The 18,738-nt window shown below is 70.0% G+C and carries 18 protein-coding genes; 12 read left to right on the top strand and 6 right to left on the bottom strand.

Annotated elements, in window-relative coordinates:
- Nucleotides 1-42 precede the first annotated feature (42 nt).
- The 5 genes from F9C12_RS23030 to F9C12_RS23010 all read left to right on the top strand — a co-directional run bounded on the left by F9C12_RS23030 (nt 43) and on the right by F9C12_RS23010 (nt 3,375).
- Nucleotides 43-918, top strand: a complete 876-nt coding sequence (locus F9C12_RS23030) for a DUF5926 family protein (RefSeq protein ID WP_009085745.1) — start codon at nt 43-45, stop codon at nt 916-918.
- 55 nt (nt 919-973) lie between these two features.
- Nucleotides 974-1,327: a DUF952 domain-containing protein gene (locus F9C12_RS23025; protein WP_409461816.1), complete on the top strand. Its 354-nt coding sequence runs from the start codon at nt 974-976 to the stop codon at nt 1,325-1,327.
- 124 nt (nt 1,328-1,451) lie between these two features.
- The gene (locus tag F9C12_RS23020) at nt 1,452-2,018 is read left to right on the top strand and encodes a SigE family RNA polymerase sigma factor (RefSeq protein ID WP_409183929.1); all 567 of its coding nucleotides are present in this window, start codon (nt 1,452-1,454) and stop codon (nt 2,016-2,018) included.
- Nucleotides 2,015-2,842: a hypothetical protein gene (locus F9C12_RS23015; RefSeq protein WP_409461815.1), complete on the top strand. Its 828-nt coding sequence runs from the start codon at nt 2,015-2,017 to the stop codon at nt 2,840-2,842. Before F9C12_RS23020 ends, F9C12_RS23015 begins: the two co-directional genes overlap by 4 nt.
- A 251-nt stretch (nt 2,843-3,093) precedes the next feature.
- Nucleotides 3,094-3,375, top strand: a complete 282-nt coding sequence (locus F9C12_RS23010) for a dihydrofolate reductase family protein (protein WP_409461814.1) — start codon at nt 3,094-3,096, stop codon at nt 3,373-3,375.
- Nucleotides 3,376-3,559: 184 nt separating this feature from the next.
- Here the strand turns inward: F9C12_RS23010 and F9C12_RS23005 are convergent, their stop codons facing one another.
- The 3 genes from F9C12_RS23005 to F9C12_RS22995 form a co-directional block, all read right to left on the bottom strand.
- Entirely contained in the window at nt 3,560-4,111 is a 552-nt protein-coding gene (locus tag F9C12_RS23005; protein WP_409183925.1) for a ferritin, read from the bottom strand.
- A 160-nt stretch (nt 4,112-4,271) separates the two neighbouring features.
- A complete protein-coding gene (locus tag F9C12_RS23000; RefSeq protein ID WP_409467055.1) occupies nt 4,272-5,468 on the bottom strand; it encodes an arginine deiminase in 1,197 nt (398 codons plus the stop codon).
- Between the two features lie 61 nt (nt 5,469-5,529).
- Nucleotides 5,530-6,363, bottom strand: a complete 834-nt coding sequence (locus F9C12_RS22995; RefSeq protein ID WP_409461813.1) for a CPBP family intramembrane glutamic endopeptidase — start codon at nt 6,361-6,363, stop codon at nt 5,530-5,532.
- 22 nt (nt 6,364-6,385) lie between these two features.
- Between F9C12_RS22995 and F9C12_RS22990 the strand changes: the two genes are divergently transcribed.
- The gene (locus tag F9C12_RS22990) at nt 6,386-6,853 is read left to right on the top strand and encodes a PPOX class F420-dependent oxidoreductase (protein WP_409183923.1); all 468 of its coding nucleotides are present in this window, start codon (nt 6,386-6,388) and stop codon (nt 6,851-6,853) included.
- 19 nt (nt 6,854-6,872) lie between these two features.
- Here F9C12_RS22990 and F9C12_RS22985 read toward each other — a convergent pair whose 3' ends face one another.
- Entirely contained in the window at nt 6,873-7,673 is an 801-nt protein-coding gene (locus F9C12_RS22985) for a DUF2470 domain-containing protein (protein WP_409183922.1), read from the bottom strand.
- Nucleotides 7,674-7,914: 241 nt separating this feature from the next.
- Between F9C12_RS22985 and F9C12_RS22980 the strand changes: the two genes are divergently transcribed.
- Both F9C12_RS22980 and F9C12_RS22975 read left to right on the top strand, forming a co-directional pair.
- On the top strand, nt 7,915-8,769 hold the full coding sequence (locus F9C12_RS22980) for a hypothetical protein (protein ID WP_409186824.1): 855 nt from the start codon (nt 7,915-7,917) through the stop codon (nt 8,767-8,769).
- Nucleotides 8,766-9,401, top strand: a complete 636-nt coding sequence (locus F9C12_RS22975; RefSeq protein ID WP_409461812.1) for an IclR family transcriptional regulator — start codon at nt 8,766-8,768, stop codon at nt 9,399-9,401. Before F9C12_RS22980 ends, F9C12_RS22975 begins: the two co-directional genes overlap by 4 nt.
- Here the strand turns inward: F9C12_RS22975 and F9C12_RS22970 are convergent.
- Entirely contained in the window at nt 9,398-10,066 is a 669-nt protein-coding gene (locus F9C12_RS22970; protein ID WP_409461811.1) for a DUF998 domain-containing protein, read from the bottom strand. The genes F9C12_RS22975 and F9C12_RS22970 overlap by 4 nt on opposite strands.
- 107 nt (nt 10,067-10,173) lie before the next feature.
- Nucleotides 10,174-10,773: a TMEM165/GDT1 family protein gene (locus tag F9C12_RS22965; protein WP_409183919.1), complete on the bottom strand. Its 600-nt coding sequence runs from the start codon at nt 10,771-10,773 to the stop codon at nt 10,174-10,176.
- Nucleotides 10,774-10,946: 173 nt separating this feature from the next.
- Between F9C12_RS22965 and cutA the strand changes: the two genes are divergently transcribed.
- The 4 genes from cutA (at nt 10,947) to cydD (ending at nt 18,735) form a co-directional block, all read left to right on the top strand.
- Complete coding sequence (cutA, locus tag F9C12_RS22960; RefSeq protein WP_409183918.1) at nt 10,947-11,267, top strand: divalent-cation tolerance protein CutA; 321 nt, start codon at nt 10,947-10,949, stop codon at nt 11,265-11,267.
- Nucleotides 11,268-11,401: 134 nt separating this feature from the next.
- On the top strand, nt 11,402-12,928 hold the full coding sequence (locus F9C12_RS22955) for a cytochrome ubiquinol oxidase subunit I (RefSeq protein ID WP_409461810.1): 1,527 nt from the start codon (nt 11,402-11,404) through the stop codon (nt 12,926-12,928).
- 1,134 nt (nt 12,929-14,062) lie between these two features.
- Nucleotides 14,063-15,070, top strand: coding sequence for a cytochrome d ubiquinol oxidase subunit II (gene cydB, locus F9C12_RS22950; protein WP_409461809.1), 1,008 nt, complete (start codon nt 14,063-14,065; stop codon nt 15,068-15,070).
- On the top strand, nt 15,067-18,735 hold the full coding sequence (gene cydD / locus F9C12_RS22945; protein ID WP_409461808.1) for a thiol reductant ABC exporter subunit CydD: 3,669 nt from the start codon (nt 15,067-15,069) through the stop codon (nt 18,733-18,735). The genes cydB and cydD overlap by 4 nt, the downstream gene beginning before the upstream one ends.
- Nucleotides 18,736-18,738 lie beyond the last annotated feature (3 nt).

Here is an 18,738-nt window from a genome sequence, read left to right as displayed (position 1 = left end):
TCCCTTCGATAGCGTCTGACACCGAGTTCCAAGGAGGCTGAAATGGGTAAGGGCGCGCGTAAGAAGGGTCCCAAGCCGGACCGCAAGCCGAAGGTGCGCGACGTCTTCGTCGGGCAGCCGTTCGAGGGGCTGGCGGCGGAGCCCGAGCTGATCGCGCTGCGCGAGTTCGTCCCGTCGGCCACGGCGAAGCTGACGCTCGCCGACGGCGGCGACGTCACGCTCGGCACGGTGCTGCCCATGGCCGCCGCGGCGTTCGTCCGCTCGGACGGCGAGCGGTTCCTCGGCCTGCAGGTGCAGACGCGGTCCTCCGACATCAGCCGCGACCTCGGCCGTGCGCTGCGCTGGCTGCTCGACGCCGAACCGGGCGACGTGCTGTCGGTCCCGGACACGACGTCGCCCACCGACCCGGACGAGCACAACCGGCTCCAGGACCTGCTCGTGCCGAGCGCGGAGCTGGAGGTCGAACTCCACACCGACTTCGCGTGGTGGCTTCCCGAGGACGCGGACGCGACCGGCGACGTCGCGGTCTCCCTCGAGCGCGCGAACGCCGCGATCATGCCCACCGACCGGCTCGGTTCCGGCGCCTACTGGGTGCTCGCCGGCGAGAAGGCGCACCTGCGCTGGGTCCGCCCGGAACCGGAGAACCTGCTGCTGCAAGCGCTTGCGCGGCTGTCCGCTGCGGGCACGCTCGGGCTCGGCGAGGGCACCCGGTACGCCGGATCGTTCCGCGCGCACGGCCTGCTCGTCCCGGTGTGGGACCTCGATCCCGAGGCGCACGCCCGCGAGTGGGCCGAGCCCAAGGACCAGCTCGGCGCCCGGCTGGACGAGGCGCTCAAATCACTCGACTCCGAACCGCTCAACGCCGCCGAGCGGCGGGCCCGCGACGGTCTGATCGGGCGGCAGCTCACCATCCGCTGAGTTATCCACCTGTGGACAACTCGACCCGGGTTGTCCACAGGTGGATGATCACCGCGTGATCCTCCACATCTGCACTCGCGACGCCTGGGCCGCGGTGCCCGCCGACGGCGAATACCGCGCGTCCTCGCTCGACGACGCCGGATTCATCCACTGCTCGGACCCGGGCACGGTCGCCCTTCCCGCCAACGCGCTCTACCGCGGGCAAACCGGCCTGGTACTGCTGGAAATCGACCCCCGGCTGGTCGACGTGCCCGTCCGCTGGGAGGACGGGGCACCGCCGGACCCGCGCGGAATCCTGTTCCCGCACATCTACGGCCCGATCCCGCGAAACGCTGTGGTCGCGGTCCACGATTTCCCCACTGACGCGGATGGCGCCTTGAAGCTGCCCGAGTCGCTTTCCGTGCGCTGACCTGAGTTGTCCACAGCTACGGAAAGTAGCGACGGAGACGGGACAACCCTCGGGGGCGCTCATGCGTGGTGGTGATGACGAGGAGCCGTCGCTCGACGTGGTCATCCGGGGAGGGGGCGATACGGTGACGGCAGCCGCATTGCCCTTGGCGAGCGGAGATCCGGCCTGGGCCGGCTCCCCGGCGGAAGCCGGCAGCGCCGCCGTCACGGACTTCGGCGAGTTCGTGACCGAGGCCCTGCCCGGGCTGCTCCGCTACGGCCACGTGCTCACCGGGAACCCGCACGACGCCGCCGACCTCGTCCAGACCGTGCTCGAAAAGATCGGCGCGCGCTGGTCGTACGTGCAGCAGAAAACCGGCGACCCGCTGGCGTACGTGCGGCGTTCGATGGCGAACGCGCACGTCAGCCGCTGGCGCCGGACGCGGCGGGAGAACCTCGTCGCGGACCTGCCCGACACGAGCCCGTGCGCGCCGAAGGATCCCTTCGAGCACGAGCCGCTGTGGCAGGCGCTGCGCGACCTCCCGCCGCGGCAGCGCACGGTGATGGTGCTGCGGTACTACGAAGGACTGTCCGAAGTGGAGATCGCCAAGGCGCTGGACATCAGCCAGGGGACGGTGAAAAGCCAAGCCAGCAAGGCGATCGCGTCCTTACGGGCGAAACTGAAGAACCAGGAAGGAGGCGACGCCGGGTGAGCCAGCCCGACGATCTGGAACAGCGGCTGCGCGCCCTCCTCGCCGACGACCGGCTGGCCGTCGAACCAGCCGAGGACGCCGCGTCGGCCATCGTCGCGGGCGCGCGCAGGCGGCGGCGCAGACAGCGGATCCTGGCGTCCGCGGCCGGGGCGGCGTGCGTCCTCGCGGTGGCTTCGGCCGGCCTGGTGGCGCTCCAGCTGCGCACCCAGCCCGCGACGACCGGCGTCGCCGCCCAGCAGGTCGCTTCCGCCCAGCCCACGCTGCCGTCTTCGGTACCCGAGCCGCCCTCGAGCGTCGAATCGACGCAGGTGCAAGCGCCGTCCGCGCCGATGGAGACCAGCGTCGCCGATCCGCCGGTGCCGCCCGCGCATCCGCACCGCACGAAGCCCGCGCCGCCGCAGACGACGCCGCCGAAGGCCGCGACCGGCGCGCTGGTGACCGCGGACGGCCTGGGCGCGGTGAAACTCGGCATGACCGAGCAGCAGCTCGCGGACCAGGGCATGAAGCTCACGGCGGTGAAAGAGTCGGCGGGCTGCACTTACTACGACGTCAGCGGGGCCGGGGTGCCCGACGCGACGGCCGTCGTGTCGAAGGACAACGGCGTGGTCGCGGTGAAGCCGGACGGCGCCGCGCACACCCCGGAAGGCGTCGGCGAGGGGTCGCCGAAGGACCAGGTCACCGCGACCTATCCGGGCACGTCGGAGTCGGGGAGCGCGCTCGTGTCGCCGACTGGTGACCAGGGGGCGTATCACTTCACGCTGAACTCGGACGGGGCCGTTCAGGGCATCGAGGTGCGGGCGAAGACGCAGGACTGCGCCGGCTGAAAAATTTCCGGGAGCCGATGTCGATCTGGCTCCGCGCCGCTCGGGTAGCGGGTGACGGGCCGGTCGGCGGCCCGCGGGAGGACATCCCCGATGCGTTCGATCGGCGTCACGCTGAGCATCACTCTTGACGGCGTCGTCCAAGGTCTCAGTCGCCGCGACGAGGACACTCGCGGTGGGTTCGACCTAGGCAGCTGGGGCAACGGCTACAGCGACGGCGTCATGGCCCGTGAGATGGGGACCGCCCTGGGGACATGCTGTTCGGCTGGCGCACCTGGGAGGACTTCGCCACGGCCCGGGGACCGCGGACGGACGGGAATCCCTACACCGCGCACTTGAACGCGGCGACGAAGTACGTCGTCTCCACGACGCTGGAAAACGCGGACGCTTGGCAGAACTCGGTGCTGCTGCGCGGTTCCGCGGTGGAGCTGAAAGCCTTGCCAGGCAAGGATCTGTCGATCATCGGCAGCGTTTCGCTCGTGCGCGCGCTGCACGCCGCCGGGCTGGGCGACAGCTACCCGTTTCTGATCCGCTGACGCTCGGCCGCGGCGCGCGGTTGTTCGAAGGACCGGGGCCGCTGACCGAGTTCACGCTCGTCGGAAACGTCGCGACCACCACCGGCGTGCTCATCGCGCAGTACGAGCGGCGCTGAAGTTATCCACATGGGGAAGCCCGGTTGTCCACACTGGGGACAACCGGGCTTCCGCCATACGTCGAGCGTTACAGCGCGCCACCGGCGACCGGGGGCATCCCGGAGTCCGCGCCGGCGTCGCCGACGGCCTCGCGGTGCAGGAACTTCTCGATCTCGTAGACGTTGTCACCCGCGCGGCGCGCGACCGTGACGAGCGTCGACATCTGGGAGATCTCCTCGACCTGCTCCTTGAGGAACCACTGGACGAACTGCTCGCTGATGTAGTCCTCCTCGGCCCGGGCGGCCTTCGCGAGCGCGGAGATGTCGGCGGCGACCTCCTTCTCCTGCTCCAGCGCGAGCTCGATCAGCTCGAGCGGGGCGGAGAACTCGTTGCGGACCTCGCCGGTGCCGGGGATCTCGACGTGGTGGTCGCGGTCGAGCATGTACTGGACGAGCGCCATCGCGTGATTGCGCTCTTCCACCGACTGCTTGTAGAAGTGCTTCGCGAGCTGCGGCAGGTCCTCGTTGTCGAACCAGACCGCGAGCGCGATGTACTGCTGGGAGGCGTTGAACTCGTTGTGAATCTGCGCCTGCAGCAGTTCGTAGAACTTGGAGCGCGGTTCTTTCTTCGTGAGGGCCATGTCCCTCACGATACGTCAATCGCGCATTGTTTTCCACTTTTGGCTGGTGATCTCCACCCTATTAGGGTTACCATTCCTCAAGAAGGAAACACTTATTTTGGTTAGCCTTCCCTTAATGTGTGCGCCCTTATTAAGGAAGGCTAACTTCCCTCGCGACGGCTCAGCGCCGCTTCGGCGGGGGATCACGGCGCACCGGACACGACATGCAGCGCGGGCCGCCGCGGCCGGACCCCAGTTCGGACCCGGTGATCGGCAGCACCTCGATGCCCGCCGCGGTGAGCCGCTCGTTGGTCTCCGCGTTCCGTTCGTACCCGACGACCACGCCCGGGGCCAGTGCCAGCGTGTTGTTGCCGTCGTCCCACTGCTCGCGCTCGGCGGTGACCGGGTCGAGGCCGGTGTCGATCACCCGCAGCCGGTCGATCTCCATCGCTTCCGCGGCGGCTTCGAGAAACGGCGTCGGGCCGGCGACTTTCACGCCGCCGTCGCCGGTCGGTTTGAGGGTGAACGCGGTCAGGGAATCGCGCGCGAGCGGATACATCACGACGGCGTCGACATCGACCATCGTGCATACCGTGTCGAGATGCATTGTCGCGCGCGATTGTTCGATCGGAACCGCGAGAACGGTATGCGCGAGTCCGTCCGCGAATACGGAGCGAGCGAGCGATTCGGCGCCGGCCGGAGTCGTCCGTTCGCCGACGCCGATCGCGACCACCCCGGGAGCCAGCAGCATCACGTCGCCGCCTTCGATCGGGGCGGAATGCGCGCCGTACGCGCGGGCGGCGTGGCGGAATCGCGGGTGGTAGGCGTAAATGAGGTCGAGCAGCGCCGTTTCCCGCCGCCGCGCGGGCATGGTGAGCGACGAGATCGCCACGCGGTCGCCGATCCACGCGGACGAATCGCGGGTGAAGAGCAGATTGGGCAGCGGATCGACGGCGAAGTCGCGCGGATGGTGCATCATCCGCACCAGCGACGCGCCCTCGGCGGACGGCAGCTCCTCGAAGGTCATGCCCGCCATCAGGACTTCGGCGAGCGTGGGCGCGTCGACGCTCGTTAGGTGCGACCTAAGGGAGTCCGCGAGGTCGGCGCCGAGGCGGCGGTCGTCCACCGCGGCGTGCACCCCGGCGGCGTGCGCGCGCTGGTCTTCCAGCGCGGTGCGGAGAACGTCGGCCAGCAGCAGCACTTCGACGCCGCGGCCGCGCAGGACGTCGGCGAACGCGTCGTGCTCCTGCTGGGCCCGGCTCACCCAGGGGATGGAGTCGAAAAGGAGCTTGTCGTTGTTGCGGGGCGTGAGCCGTTTCAGCTCGTTTCCCGGCCGGTGCAGCAGGACTGCCCGAAGAGGCCCGACTTCGCTGTCCACCCGGGGAGGTGCGGTCGTTTCGCTCGTCTCGCTCACGAAGTGCGAGCCTAATGAGCGGGCCTCACGGGAGCCAGGAAAGACGGCCTTTCAGCAACGAATAGCCGACGAAGGACACCACATCGAACAAAGTATGCGCGGCGATGAGCGGCCACAGCCGGTTGGTCCGCTGCCACACGCGGCCGAACACCAGGCCCATCACGAGGTTGCCGACGAACCCGCCGAACCCTTGGTACAGGTGGTAGGAACCGCGCAGGACCGCCGCGCCGAACAGCGACGCGTTCTCGCGCACGCCGAGTTGCCGCAGCCGCGTGAGCAGGTAACCGATCACGAGCACTTCCTCGGCGAAAGCGTTGCCGAACGCGGAAAGCGTCAGCGCGATCGGCCGCCACCAGGTATCGCCCAAAGTGGACGGTTGCACCGCGAGGCTGAATCCGAGGTGATACGAGACGAAGTACAGCGCGAGCCCGGGAATGCCGATCAGCGCGGCGATTCCGACGGTGATGAGCGCGTCGGAGCGGATGCGCCGGCTCAGCCCGATTTCGCGCAGTTTCAGCCCGGCCCGCCACAGCAGGTACAGCCCGAGTCCGCCCCAGCCGACCAGTTGCGCGGCGCTGAGCAGTTGCTGGAGCAGGTCCAGCAGGCTCGCCGCGGCGCGCGGGACGTTGAGCTGCACTTGCTGCTGTGCCAACGGGGTCGGCCGCAACAGAGAGTCCACAAGGGACAGCAGACTGCGCGCGCCGGACATCCCGAGCGTGATCCCGAAGACGAGGACCAGCTCGATCTTGACCGCCCGCCGCTGCCCGGGGTCGGTGAGCGGAGCCGGGAACGCCGGAAGTGCCGGATTGAGCCAGGAACGCAGGCCCGACGGCCCTCCGGAACGCTCTGTGGTGCGCATGAACGCACGCTACCGTCGAGGTATGCCGAGGACTATCGCCACCAACACGAAGGTCGAGCGCGCCGAACTGGTCGCGTTCCTGAAACCGCGTCACCGCGCGATCCTGGTGACCACCCGCGCCGACGGGCGGCCCCAGCTGTCCCCGAACACCTGCGGCGTCGACGACGAGGGCCGCATCGTCATCGCGACCTATCCGAAGCGCGCGAAGGCGGTCAACCTCCGGCGCGAGCCGAAGGTGTCGGTGTGCGTGCTGTCGGACGAGTGGAACGGCCCGTGGGTGCAGGTCGACGGGACCGCGGAGGTGCTCGATCTGCCGGATTCGGTCGAGCCGCTGGTCGACTACTTCCGCAGCATCTCCGGCGAGCACCCGGACTGGGACGAGTACCGCGAGGCGATGCGCAAACAGGGCAAGAGCCTGATCCGGATCACGATCGACCGGTGGGGACCGATCGCGACCGGCGGCTTCCCTCCGGAGCTGGCGGACGACTGAGGTCTCCCCTCACCGGCGGTCAGGCTTCGCCGTGCTGGTGGCGGAGGAAGGGACAGCCCAGCAGCCGCCGTAGTTCGGCGGCCAGCTGCGGCGGGCTGTCGACCGTGCGGGAGAACGCGAGGCGGACGTCGTGGTCGCCCGCCGTCGATTCCACGCGCAGGCGCAGGCCGTACCGGTCGAGGCCGAGCGGGCGGATCCGGCCGCCGCGCAGGTCCGCGGGCAGGTGCCGGGCCAGCTGTTCGACCACGTCCGGATGGTCGCTTTCCAGGTGCCGCAGCCATTCCGCCTCGTAGTCGTGGAACGGGTCCGGCGGGGCCGCGCTGAACATGTGCGGCCGCAGCGAATGCGTGCCCTCCGCGTCGGCGAGGACCAGCGACGCCGGGGTGAGCCGGAGCAGCGTGAGGCCGTGGCCGACGTCGAGAAGCCGGTGGTCCGGCCGCTGCTGCGCGATCGACACCGCACGCGCGCGGGCCGAAACCGCCGTCAGCGGCCGGAGCCATCCGGTGATCCACAGCAGGCCGCGGACCGGTTCCCGCAGCGCCACCGGGGCGTGGTCGGCGAGCTCGACCATGACGGCGAGCTCGCCGCGCTGAGCCTGCCGGGACGCGGACACCATCGGGTGCTCGTCCGGCAGGAGAATGCTGACGCTTCCGCTGTGGTGCACGTGGTGCAGGACTGGCTCGACGCGTTCGGCCTCGCAGCCGGCGCTTTCGACGGTCGGCATGATCGTCGCCGGCCCGCCGCGGGTCGCGATCGTCTTGGCGCGTTCGGCGGGGTTCGGCGCGGGCGGGCGGCGCACGGATACGGGTGCCTCGGTCACGGCTCACCTCCTACTTAGGTGAGCCTAACCTGAATTGACGCGGGAAGGGAAGGGTGCGCGCGAAGATCACCCACGGGACGGGAAAACGCTGGTCAGCGGATCGGCTGAGCGAAGGGGGCGGGCGGATTCGGCTGAGCGGACCGGTCGCTCCCGGTGGGGAAGGCCCTGAATAAGCGTCCGCAGAGCGAACGATTTTGTCCCCTTGCCGTACGCTACTAGCGTGTCAGTCGTGTCAAGCGCTGTGGAACTCACGCCACCCGGCCCCCGTGGAATTCCTCCCCTGTTCGCGCGGCTCGTCGACGACTCGGCGCTCTTCCCGCCCGCGGACGTCGCGATGCCGGAGGCGCTGCGCGCGCACTTCGAATCGCGCGCCGGGGAACACGCCGGGGTGCTCGGGGTTTTCCTGTGCCAGGCCTCGCGGCTGCCGGAGCTGATCACCGAGCTGATCAAGATCAAGCCCAAGGAGCCGCTGCCGCTGTCGCTGATCATCGACACCGGGCTCGGCGGCGTTCCGAAGGCGATCTCGATCGTCGAATCGCGCAGCGAGCTGCTGTCGCTGCGGATGGTGGAGATGCCCGCCCCGTCCGACGTCGACGAGGTGTGGCTCGAACGCGTTTCGGAGTTCGTGCCCGAGGACGTCATCCGGGTGGTCGAACCGCGCCGCGGCGTCGGCTGGCTGGACGGCGTGCGCAACGTGATCGAGCACGGCAGCTGGCCGAAGATCCGCTGCGGCGGCAAGGCCGGGGAGAACTTCCCCAGCGTGGACGAGGTCGCCGACTTCCTGTCCGTGGTCAGCGGTTCGCCGGGGGCGTCGTTCAAGGCGACGAACAGCCTGCACCGCGCGGTCCGGCACGTCGATCCGGAGACCGGCTTCACGCACCACGGCTTCCTGAACCTGCTTGTCGCGTCGGCGCGCTGCCTCTCCGGCGGCGACGTCCGCGCGGCGCTGGAATCGACCGACGGCAAGGCGCTCGCGGACGAAGCCCGCGCGTTGCCGGAGCCGGCCGCGAAGGCGGTCCGGGAGCTGTTCGGGTCGTACGCGGCGGCGTCGTTCGCCGAGCCGGTGGCCGACCTGGGTGAACTCGGGCTGTTGTGAGCAGGGAGGGGTCGCTGACCCTCGACCGCGGTCTGGCGCTGCTGCAGGCGGTGGCCGATTCGGGCGAGCAGGCGGCGACCATCTCCGAACTCGCGGTGGCCATCGGGGCGAGCCGCGCGGCGGTGTACCGGCTGCTGGTGCCGTTGGCCGAACGCGGCCTGATCTGGCGAGACGGCACGAAGGTGCGGCTCGGCGTCGGAGTGCTGCGGCTGGCCGGTCAGGTGCTGCCACAGCTGCGGGAGGCCGCGCGGCCGGTGTTGCGCGAGCTGGCCGAGAAAGTCGGCGCTACGGCGCATCTGACGGTGGCCCAGGGCGAGCACGCGCAGGCGGTCGCGGTGGTCGAGCCGTCGTGGACGAGCTACCACGTGGCGTACCGGGTCGGCAGCAGGCACGCGCTCGCCGCGGGTGCCGCGGGCCGGGCGATGGCGTTGCGGCCGGGCGGCACCGATCGGTGGAGCGTTTCGACCGGGGAGATCGAGGCTGGTGCTTCAGGCGTCGCCGCGCCGGTGCGTGGGGTGGCGGGGCTGCGGGCGAGTGTCGGGGTGATCTCGCTGGAGCCGTTGGACTCGGACGAGGTGGGGCCGTTGACGGTGGAGGCGGCTTTGAAGCTCGCTGAGGTGCTGCGGATCTAGCGGCGGGACGCGGCGACCAGCGGCCGGACCATGGTCAGCAGCAGCGCCAGGTCGACCGTGAACAGCAGCCGCTCGAACAACCCGAGCGTCACTTCCTGCTGCGCGGGCCCGGTGATCAGCGTGAACACGAAGCCGCCCAGCACCACTGCCACGCTGGCGAAACTCGCGACGGCCAGCCCGCGGATCGTGGTGCGGCGCGGCTCCCACGGGCACGAGCGGCCGCCTCGGCGGGTCAGCAGCCAGGCCGCCGTGGGGAGCGCGAGGAACGCGGCGAGGGCGGCGGCGTTGTGGAGCTGGCCGTCGAAGGAGCGGGCTTCGCCGTGGGGGTCGACCGGGACCGTCGCGCAGATCGTCAGGCCGGCGCACCACACGCCGAGCAGGACGACGACGGCGGGCGAGCGGCGGGCTTTGCCGAGCCCGGCCAGCAACGCCAGCGAGCCGAGCGCGAGGGCCAGGCACATGACGGCGAACAGCCGCGCGGCGGAGTGGTCGCCGAGCCTGCCGTAGACGTACTCCGACAGCGTCTGCCAGATCGGGCTGATCTGCGAGGAGAGCCGCAGGTGCAGGTCCGTGGCGATGACCACGGCCACCCCGATGCCGACCAGCGCGAGCCTGCCGTGCACCGGCGACACCGGCGACACGGCGGCGCGGGAGGTGGTCGGCACGGGCGCTCCTCGGCGGTCATGGCGGAGGCCATGGCGTCACCGGGGGTTCACCTGGTCCTCGTTCGGGGGTTCCGAAGAGGTTACCTGGCGTTCCTGTGAAGCGGCGGTTACCAGAGCAGCTGGGCCAGCGCGAACGCGGCGAAACCGGCGAACACGAACCCGGCGACCCGCTGGATCAGCTTCGGGCGGATCCGGTCGCGGATCTTCGCGCCGATGAACACCGCCAGCCCGGCGACCGAGACCAGCGCGACGAACGCGCCGAGGCCGACCGCGAACGGATTGCCGAGGCGCGCGACGAGACCCGCGGTCGCCAGCTGTGAGGCGTCGCCCCACTCCGCGGCGAAGAGCACGCCGAACGACGTGAGCGCGGAGCGCAGGAACGACACCGGCCCCGGACCGGACCGCGACGCGTCCTCGCCCGCCTCGCTGCCCTCGCTGAAGCCCTCGCGCAGCAGCAGGAACGCGCCGACGCCGAACATCGCGGCGACCAGCACCGAAACAAGAGTTTCCGGCAGGAGCGTGAGCAGACTTCCGAAAGCGACCGCGATCACGCATTGCACGGCGAACGCCACGCACACCCCGGCGAATACCGGCCAGGCGCGGAAACGGGTGGTGAGCACAAGGGTCGCGACGAGCGTCTTGTCCGGCAGCTCGACGGCCAGTACCAGGCCAAACGCGCTGAACAGAGCGATCAATGCGGGAGACATGGGTTCGTGCTCACCCCTTTCCCTGCAACGATAAAGGGGAGATTCAGAAAACCGCAAGCTGATGGGTTTCGCGAATTGCCTGATCAGGATTGCAGAATGCTCGCCGCCGGGTTGCCGGATAATTTTTTTCGGTGCGCCGAATTCTGTTTTCCGGCTGCGGTACGGTGCGGGTCATGTCTGCTGACCACGTCGTCGTGACCACCACCGTCGACTCCGAGGCCGCCGCGCGCACCCTCGCCGCGAGCGCCATCGAGGCCCGGCTCGCCGCGTGCGCCCAGATCGTGGGGCCGATCACCAGCGTCTTCCGGTGGGAAGGCGAGGTGCAGACGGCGGCCGAATGGCGGGTCGAGTGCAAGACGGCCGCGGACCGCTCCGGCGCGCTGGAGGAGTTCCTGAACGTGCGGCATCCCTACGACCTGCCCGAGGTCATCGTCACGCCGATCGTCGGCGGCAGCCCGCGCTATCTGTCGTGGCTGGTCGAGGAAACCCGCTGAACGCCACCTGCTCGGGGGTAGCCGCGAGGTTCTCGCCGCGCGGGGGTTTCAGCAGGTCGGTGGGACGTTGGTCCCGGTGAGTTCAGGACGTGTTGAACTGGCTGGGGCGGGTGCGCGCGCGGAGGATCGGACACGTGGATGTCCTTGAGCTCGCGCGGTGGCAGTTCGGCATCACCACCGTCTACCACTTCCTGATGGTCCCGCTGACCATCGGACTTTCGGTGCTGGTCGCGGCCATGCAGACCGCCTGGGTGCGCACCGGCGAACTGCGGCACCTGAAGATGACGAAGTTCTGGGGCAAGCTGCTGCTCGTCAACTTCGCCATGGGCGTGGTGACCGGGATCGTGCAGGAGTTCCAGTTCGGGATGAGCTGGAGCGCCTATTCCCGCTTCGTCGGCGACGTGTTCGGCGCGCCGCTGGCGATGGAAGGCCTCCTCGCGTTCTTCGTCGAGTCGGTGTTCCTCGGCCTGTGGATCTTCGGCTGGGACCGGCTGCCTAAACGCGTGCACCTGGCCTGCGCCTGGGCGTTCTCGCTGGCCACGATGGCCTCGGCGTACTTCATTCTCGCCGCGAACTCGTGGATGCAGCACCCGGTCGGCGTCGAATTCGTGAACGGCAAGCCGACGATGAACTCGATCGGCGCGGTGCTCACGAACAACACGGCGCTCGCCGCGATCCCGCACACGCTCGCCGGCGCGTTCTCAGTGGCGGCGGCGTTCCTGGTCGGCGTGGCCGGCTGGCACCTGTGGCGGCGGCGGTCGGCTTCGGACGAACACCGCGAGGTCTGGCGCTCGTCGCTGCGGCTTGGCGGCTGGGTCGGCGTGGTGGCGTTCGCGGTGCTGGCGATCACCGGCGACATGCAGGGCAAGCTGATGTTCGAGCAGCAGCCGATGAAGATGGCATCAGCGGAAGCGTTGTGTCATACGGAAAAGCCGGCGAGCTTCTCGATCATCGCGATCGGCGACGTGGCCAACGCGAACTGCGAGGACGTCAAGACTTTCAACGTGCCCGCGCTGCTGTCTTTCCTGGCGCACAATGACTTCTCGACCGAGGTCAAGGGCGTGGAGAACCTGGTTTCGGAATACCAGGCGAAATACGGCACGAACTACCCCGACGACCCGGCGCTCGGTTCGCTGGCCGGGAAGCCGATCGACTACGTGCCCAGCCTGCCGGTGACGTACTGGGGCTTCCGGATCATGATCGGCTTCGGCGCGATCTCGGCGGGCATCGGCCTGCTGGCCCTGTGGCTCACCCGGCGAGGCCGGATCCCCGGCGGACGCTGGTTCCCGCTGATGGTGCTCGGGGGCATCGCGACGCCGTTCATCGGCAACAGCGCGGGCTGGATCTTCACCGAGATGGGCCGGCAGCCGTTCGTGGTGGCGCCCAATCCGACCGGGGTCGAGGGCATGTGGATGTTCACCGCGCAGGCGGTGTCGAAGCTGACCGTCGGCGAGGTCCTGACGTCGCTGATCTCGCTGACGGTGCTGTACGCGGTGCTGGGCGTGGTGGAGCTGTACCTGATGCGCAAGTACATCCGGGGCGGGGTGGACGCGGTGATGCCGCCTGCTGCTGCCTCCTCCTCCGGGTCTGGCTCCGGCTCTGGCTCCGACTCCGATGATTCCGAGGATTCCGATGACCAGGCGCTTTCGTTCGCCTACTGACCCGGTGGAGCGGGCCGGGGTGCCGCCAGAAGACCCGGAGGGCCGGGTCTGGGCGCGGCCCGCTCCACTGGCCTGGCCGGGGTCTGAACTGCGTGCCGGGATGGAGATGAAGGGGGTGGAGGTGGACATGCTGTGGGGTGGGGTCTTGGGGGCGGTTGTGTTGGGTGGACCGGTTGTTGGTTCGGGTCGGTTCGGTGCCGGTTTGGGTCGCGCGTTGGCTGCCGCTGTTGGCCGGAGGTTCGCTGCCGGGCTGGGTCGGAGGTTCGCTGCCGGTTTGGGCCGAAGGTTCGCTGTCGAGCCGGACCGGCCGGTCCCCGCTCCGGGCCGATTCGCTGACGCTGCGAGCCGGTCGGTCGCTGCTCCGGGTCGATGCGGGACCGCTGCTGGCCGCTTCGTCGCTGCTTCGGGTCGTTCCGCCGCTTTGGGCCGGTCCGTCGCGCTTGTGGCCCGACCGGCGGTGGCTTCGGGTCGCTTTGGTGTCGCCGTGGGCCGCGGCGACGTTGGTCCGGGTCGTTCCGTCGCGCTTGCGGCCCGACGGGCCGCCGCTCCGGGCCGCTTTGCCGTCGCCGTGGGCCGCTATGTCGCCGCTCCGGGTTGTTCCGTCGCGGCTGTGGCCCGACCGGCGGTGGCTTCGGGTCGTTTTGGTGTCGCCGTGGGCCGCTGTGCCGCTGTGCCAGACCGTTCTGCCGCAGTTTCGGCCCGACCGCCCGCCGCTCCGACCCGATTCGCTACCGCCGCGCGCCGCTCCACCGCTGCTCCGAGCCGCCCCATCGCCACCGCGGACCGACCCGCCGCCGCAGCGCACAGATCCGTCGCCCCGCTGGCCCGCTCCGCCGCCGCGCCGCACCCCTTCGCGCCCCCGGCCGCGGCACCGAACGCCCTCACCCCAGCTCACGGCACCCCGCTGCACCAACCGACGCGAACTTGTGCCCCAACCCCCTCCCGCGCGTACGCAGCCCCCACCCTCACCGGGGGGACGCCCCGTACCCAGCGTAATCGCGTCGTGGCTCTCGCGGGTTACCCACAGCAAATCTGTGGACAACTCGGCGGGTTGTGGATAACTCAGGGCCATCGTGGGGACAACCCGGTGGCCGACCGGATGATCCCGGCAAGCGCCGGACGAGGTGCGTGGACATGACACTCGAAACGCTGTGGTTCGCGATTGTCGCGTTGTTCTGGCTGGGGTATCTCTTCCTCGAAGGATTCGACTTCGGGGTCGGGATGCTGCTGCCGGTCCTCGGGAAGACGAACACCGAGCGCCGCGTCCTCGTCAACACGATCGGGCCGGTCTGGGATGGCAACGAGGTCTGGCTGATCGTCGCGGCCGGTGCGACCTTCGCCGCATTTCCCGGCTGGTACGCCTCGCTTTTCTCCGGCGCGTACCTCCCGCTGCTGCTCGTCCTCCTCGCGCTCATCGGCCGCGGCGTCGCGTTCGAGTACCGCGGCAAGGTCGACTCCGAACGGTGGCGGCGCGTCTGGGACCGCGTGATCATCATCGGTTCGTGGATTCCGCCGCTGGGCGTTGGGCTCCTGCTCGCGACCACCGTGCTCGGCCTTCCGCTCGACGCGCAGGGCAACCGCGTCGGCTCGCCGTTCGAGTCGGTCCGGTGGGACACGTTGCTGGGCGCGGTCGCCATCGTCGGGTTCTCGCTCGTGCACGGCGCGGCGTTCTTGGCCCTGAAAACCACTGGTGACCTGCGGGAACGGGCGCGCACCATCGCGCTGCGAGTCCTTCCGGTGGGACTGTTGCCGCTGGTCGCGTTCCTCGTGGTCGTCCAGGCCCGCGAAGGCAAACTGTGGACGCTCTTCTCGCTGGTGATCGTCATCCTCGCCGCGGTGGTGGCGTGGCTGCGGCTCTATGTCGACCGCGACGGGCAGGCATTCGCCGCGCTCGCGGTCGTCATCACGGCCGCCGCGGTGACCTTCTTCGGCGCGCTCTACCCGAACGTGCTTCCGTCCACATTGGACCCGGCGCACTCGCTGACCATCACGAACAGCGCGGTCAGCCACTACACGCTGACGGTGATGACCTGGGTCGGCGCGTTCGGCGCACCGGCGGTGCTGATCTACCAAGGCTGGACCTACTGGGTTTTCCGCAAGCGCATCGGCGTCCAGCACATCCCGGCGGTGCACGCACCATGACGAAGCTTCCCGGCCGCGCACCCCTTTCCGCCACGAGGTCCACCCTGGACCCAGCGCGGCCGGGCAAGGGTCCGCTCGGCGCGCTCTCGGCCCTGGGTCCGGCCGCGCGCCGAGCGTTGATCCTGGTCGCGGTGCTGTCGTTCGGGAACGCGGTTTTCCTTGTCGGACAAGCTTTTCTGCTAGCGGACCTCCTCGCGGACATCGTCTCCCGGGGGCTGGGGGAAGGGGGCCGCACCGTCCAGTTGACTGCTCTGTTCGCGCTCGTCGTGGGCCGCGCGGGCACCAGCTGGGCGGTGCGGGTTGTCTCCGCCCGCGCCGCCGCGACCGCGCAACGCGACCTGCGCGCACGCGTCGTCGACCACGCGTTGCGCCTCGGCCCGGAATGGCTCGCCCGGCGCGGCCACGGCGAACTCACGACGCTCGTCACCCGCGGCCTCGACGCACTCGACTCCTACTTCCGCGAGTACCTGCCCGCTCTCGTCACCGCCGCGGTCGTCCCGCTCGCGGCAGGCGCGGCGATCCTGTGGACAGATTGGCCGTCGGCGGTGATCATCGCCGCGACGGTCCCGCTGCTGCCGATGTTCGCGGTCCTGGTCGGAAAATTCACCGCCGACCGCGTATCCGGCGCGACGGACGCGGTGCACCGGATGTCCGGCCTGCTGCTCGAACTGGTGCGGGCGTTGCCGGTGCTCACCGCGTTCCGCCGGGCCGACGCGCAGGCCGAAACCGTGCGGAAACTGTCGGAACGGCACCGTCGTGCGACGCTCAAGACGTTGCGGGTCGCGTTCTCTTCGGCGTTTGTGCTCGAACTCGCGGCGACGTTGTCGGTCGCGTTGGTGGCTGTCGTGATCGGCGTGCGGCTGGTGTCGGGATCGCTCCCGCTGGCGATCGGACTCGGCGTGTTGATTCTCGCTCCCGAGTGCTACCAGCCGATCCGTGCGGTCGGCGCGGCGTTCCACGCAAGCGAGGACGGTGTGGAAGCGGTCCGCCGGGTGACCGCGGTGCTCGCGGAACCGGTCCCGGCCGAAGGGACGCGGACCGCCCCCTGTGGATCGTTGGTTGTGTCCGACCTAAAAGTCGCCCGGCGCGGCGGATTCGCTCCCGACGGCGAGAGTTTCTCCGTCCGGCGCGGCCAGCTCGTATGGCTGCGCGCCCCGAGCGGTGGCGGTAAATCGACAACGCTCGCGACACTGCTGGGTTTCGTACCGTCCTACGATGGGTCGGTACAGGCCGGTGACGTACCGCTGGCGGAAGCCGACCTCGAACGGTGGCGCGCCGGGATCGCGTGGGTCCCGCAGTCGCCGGTTTTCAGCGGCGGCACAGTGCGGGAAGAACTCGCGGTCGCGGGCTCGGACGTCGACGCCATGCTCGGCGAACTGGGCCTGCACGGTCTCGCCGATCGTCCCGTCGACCGGCTCTCGTTGGGACAACGCCAGCGCGTCGCCGTGGCTAGGGCGCTACTGCGGGTTCAGTCGGGCGCCTGGTTGCTGCTGCTGGACGAGCCGACCGCGCACCTCGACGACGTCAACGCGCGGCGGGTGCTGGACGCCGTCGAGCGAGCCGTCGAAAACGGTGCCGCGGCGGTCATCGCTGCGCACGAACGTTCTGCCGCAGTGACCGTTTCGGACTCCTCTCCCACGGCAGCAGCAGAGTCCACTTCGGACAGTGCAGACGCGCCACCGCTTCCCTGGCGGATGTTGCTCGACCGGCGGCTGTTCTCCGGTGCCTTGTTAGGTGCCTTGGCGCTCCTGGCCGGGATCGCCCTTACCGCGACTTCTGGCTGGTTGATCGCCAAAGCGTCGTTGCAGCCACCGATTTTGACCTTGACGGTCGCGGTCGTCGGGGTGCGCGCCTTCGGACTGGGCCGAGCCGGACTCCGGTATGTCGAACGGCTCGTGACGCACGACGCCGCCTTCCGGATCGCCGGACGGTTGCGCGTCCGGTTGTGGAACGCGTTGGTGCGCTTGGGTCCGGCGCGCAGCCTCGAAGCCGGGGAGAGCCAACGGCGATTGGTGACGGACGTCGACACGGTGCGGGATTTGCTGCCACGAGTCGTGTCGCCGCCGATCGTGGTCGGGTTGGTCGCAGCTGGGGCCATCGCGGTGCAGACGATGGTGCTGCCGTCGGCCGGTTTGGTGCTGGCCTTGACGGTTTTGGTGGGTTTGGCGGCCCCGGCGGTCGCGTTGCGCCTGGAACGACGAGCCACTTCGGCGCTCGCAGCCGGACGACGTGACGTCGCGGCGCGAGTGCTGGTGCTGTTCTCGTCGGCGGCGGAGCTACTCGCTTACGGCCGGGCGGCTGCGCGTCGTCGCGAACTCGCTTCGACGGACACCCAACTGGCGGCCGACACCCGACGGCAGGCCTTCGGCGCAGGGGCGGCGGACGCACTGATCACGCTGGCGACCGGGGCGGCCGCGGTGATCAGCACGATGTTGGCCGCGGGAGCGGTCGGCCGGGGCGAGTTGGCGGGGGTGATGGCTCCGCTGCTGGCGTTGGTGCCGTTGGCGCTGGCGGAGGTGCTGGCGCTGCTGCCCCCAGCGGCAGTGCACTGGGATACATTGCGGGCGGCTCGGGTCCGGCTGGGTGCGGTGGTGGGCGCGTCGGCGCAGGGTGCGACTGGTTCTGGCGGGCTCGAGGGCTGGATGCATCCGGAGGCTGCGGAAGACGGCGGGGCGCGGCTCGCGGCTGCTGGCGGGGTTGGCGAGACGGCACGGGGCGGTCAGCGCAGGTCGGACGCTGCGGCGGTCGGCGGCGGGCAGCTCTCGACGGGGCTTGCCGGGGTAGAGGACGTGCGCGAGAACGCGGTTCGCACGGTTGTGGGTGCGCGGGGCGGGTCTGCGGGTGAGCGGGGACTGGGTCGTGCAGCTGTGGTCCGGTCGGGTGGGGACGAGGCCGAGTCCGGCGTCGGTCAGTCTGCTGGCGCGTTGGGCCTAGACGGCCAGGCCGGGGTCCGGTGCGGTGCTGGACCGGCGGGAGCGGGGGATGAGGCCGCGTCTGGCGTCGGGCAGGCTGCGGGTGAGCCGGGGTTGGACGGCCCAGCCGCGATCCGGTTGCGGGGTGCCGAGCTGGGGTGGCCCGGCGGGGAAGCGGTGTTGAAGGACGTCGACTTGAGCGTGCCGGCTGGAGCCTACGTGGCGGTTGTCGGGCCGAGTGGGGCTGGGAAGTCTACGTTGGTGGCGGCTTTGCTCGGATTTCTTCAGCCTCGGCGGGGTGAGGTGGTCGTGCCCGCGAAGGTGGCTTGGGCGCCTCAGGAGCCGATGCTTGTTTCGACCACTGTGGCGGAGAATTTGCGGCTCGCGGATCCTCTCGCGCAGACCTCCGAGTTGCGGCGGGTGCTGGATCTCGCGCAGTTGCCGGAGTTGGATTTGGCGACGGTGCTCGACAGCGCCGGGGCCGGGTTGTCCGGTGGGCAGGCTCAGCGGGTCGCCTTGGCGCGGGCGTTGCTGGCGGCTTCGTCGGCGGAGTTGGTGTTGCTTGACGAGCCGACGTCGCATCTTGATGAGCCGACGGCTCGGGCGTTGCGGGCGACGTTGCGTACGGAGCTTGCTGGACGGACGGTCGTGCACGTAACGCACAATGCGGACGAAGAGCTGCAAGCGGACGTCGTTTTCGAGGTGCGGGACGGGCGCGTCGTGCGGCGGGCGTTGCCTCGGGTGGCGGCGTGACGG

Source organism: Amycolatopsis sp. GA6-003, assembly GCF_046267895.1.
GTDB lineage: Bacteria > Actinomycetota > Actinomycetes > Mycobacteriales > Pseudonocardiaceae > Amycolatopsis.
This window is presented reverse-complemented; position numbering and strand designations above follow the sequence as displayed.

Excerpts from the sequence above, each read along its gene's own strand:
- F9C12_RS22995 (WP_409461813.1), bottom strand. The coding sequence starts at position 6,363 with ATGCGCACCACAGAGCGTTCCGGAGGGCCGTCGGGCCTGCGTTCCTGG.
- F9C12_RS23010 (WP_409461814.1), top strand. The coding sequence starts at position 3,094 with ATGCTGTTCGGCTGGCGCACCTGGGAGGACTTCGCCACGGCCCGGGGA.
- F9C12_RS23005 (WP_409183925.1), bottom strand. The coding sequence starts at position 4,111 with ATGGCCCTCACGAAGAAAGAACCGCGCTCCAAGTTCTACGAACTGCTG.
- cutA (WP_409183918.1), top strand. The coding sequence starts at position 10,947 with ATGTCTGCTGACCACGTCGTCGTGACCACCACCGTCGACTCCGAGGCC.
- F9C12_RS22965 (WP_409183919.1), bottom strand. The coding sequence starts at position 10,773 with ATGTCTCCCGCATTGATCGCTCTGTTCAGCGCGTTTGGCCTGGTACTG.
- F9C12_RS22990 (WP_409183923.1), top strand. The coding sequence starts at position 6,386 with ATGCCGAGGACTATCGCCACCAACACGAAGGTCGAGCGCGCCGAACTG.
- cydB (WP_409461809.1), top strand. The coding sequence starts at position 14,063 with ATGACACTCGAAACGCTGTGGTTCGCGATTGTCGCGTTGTTCTGGCTG.
- F9C12_RS23030 (WP_009085745.1), top strand. The coding sequence starts at position 43 with ATGGGTAAGGGCGCGCGTAAGAAGGGTCCCAAGCCGGACCGCAAGCCG.
- cydD (WP_409461808.1), top strand. The coding sequence starts at position 15,067 with ATGACGAAGCTTCCCGGCCGCGCACCCCTTTCCGCCACGAGGTCCACC.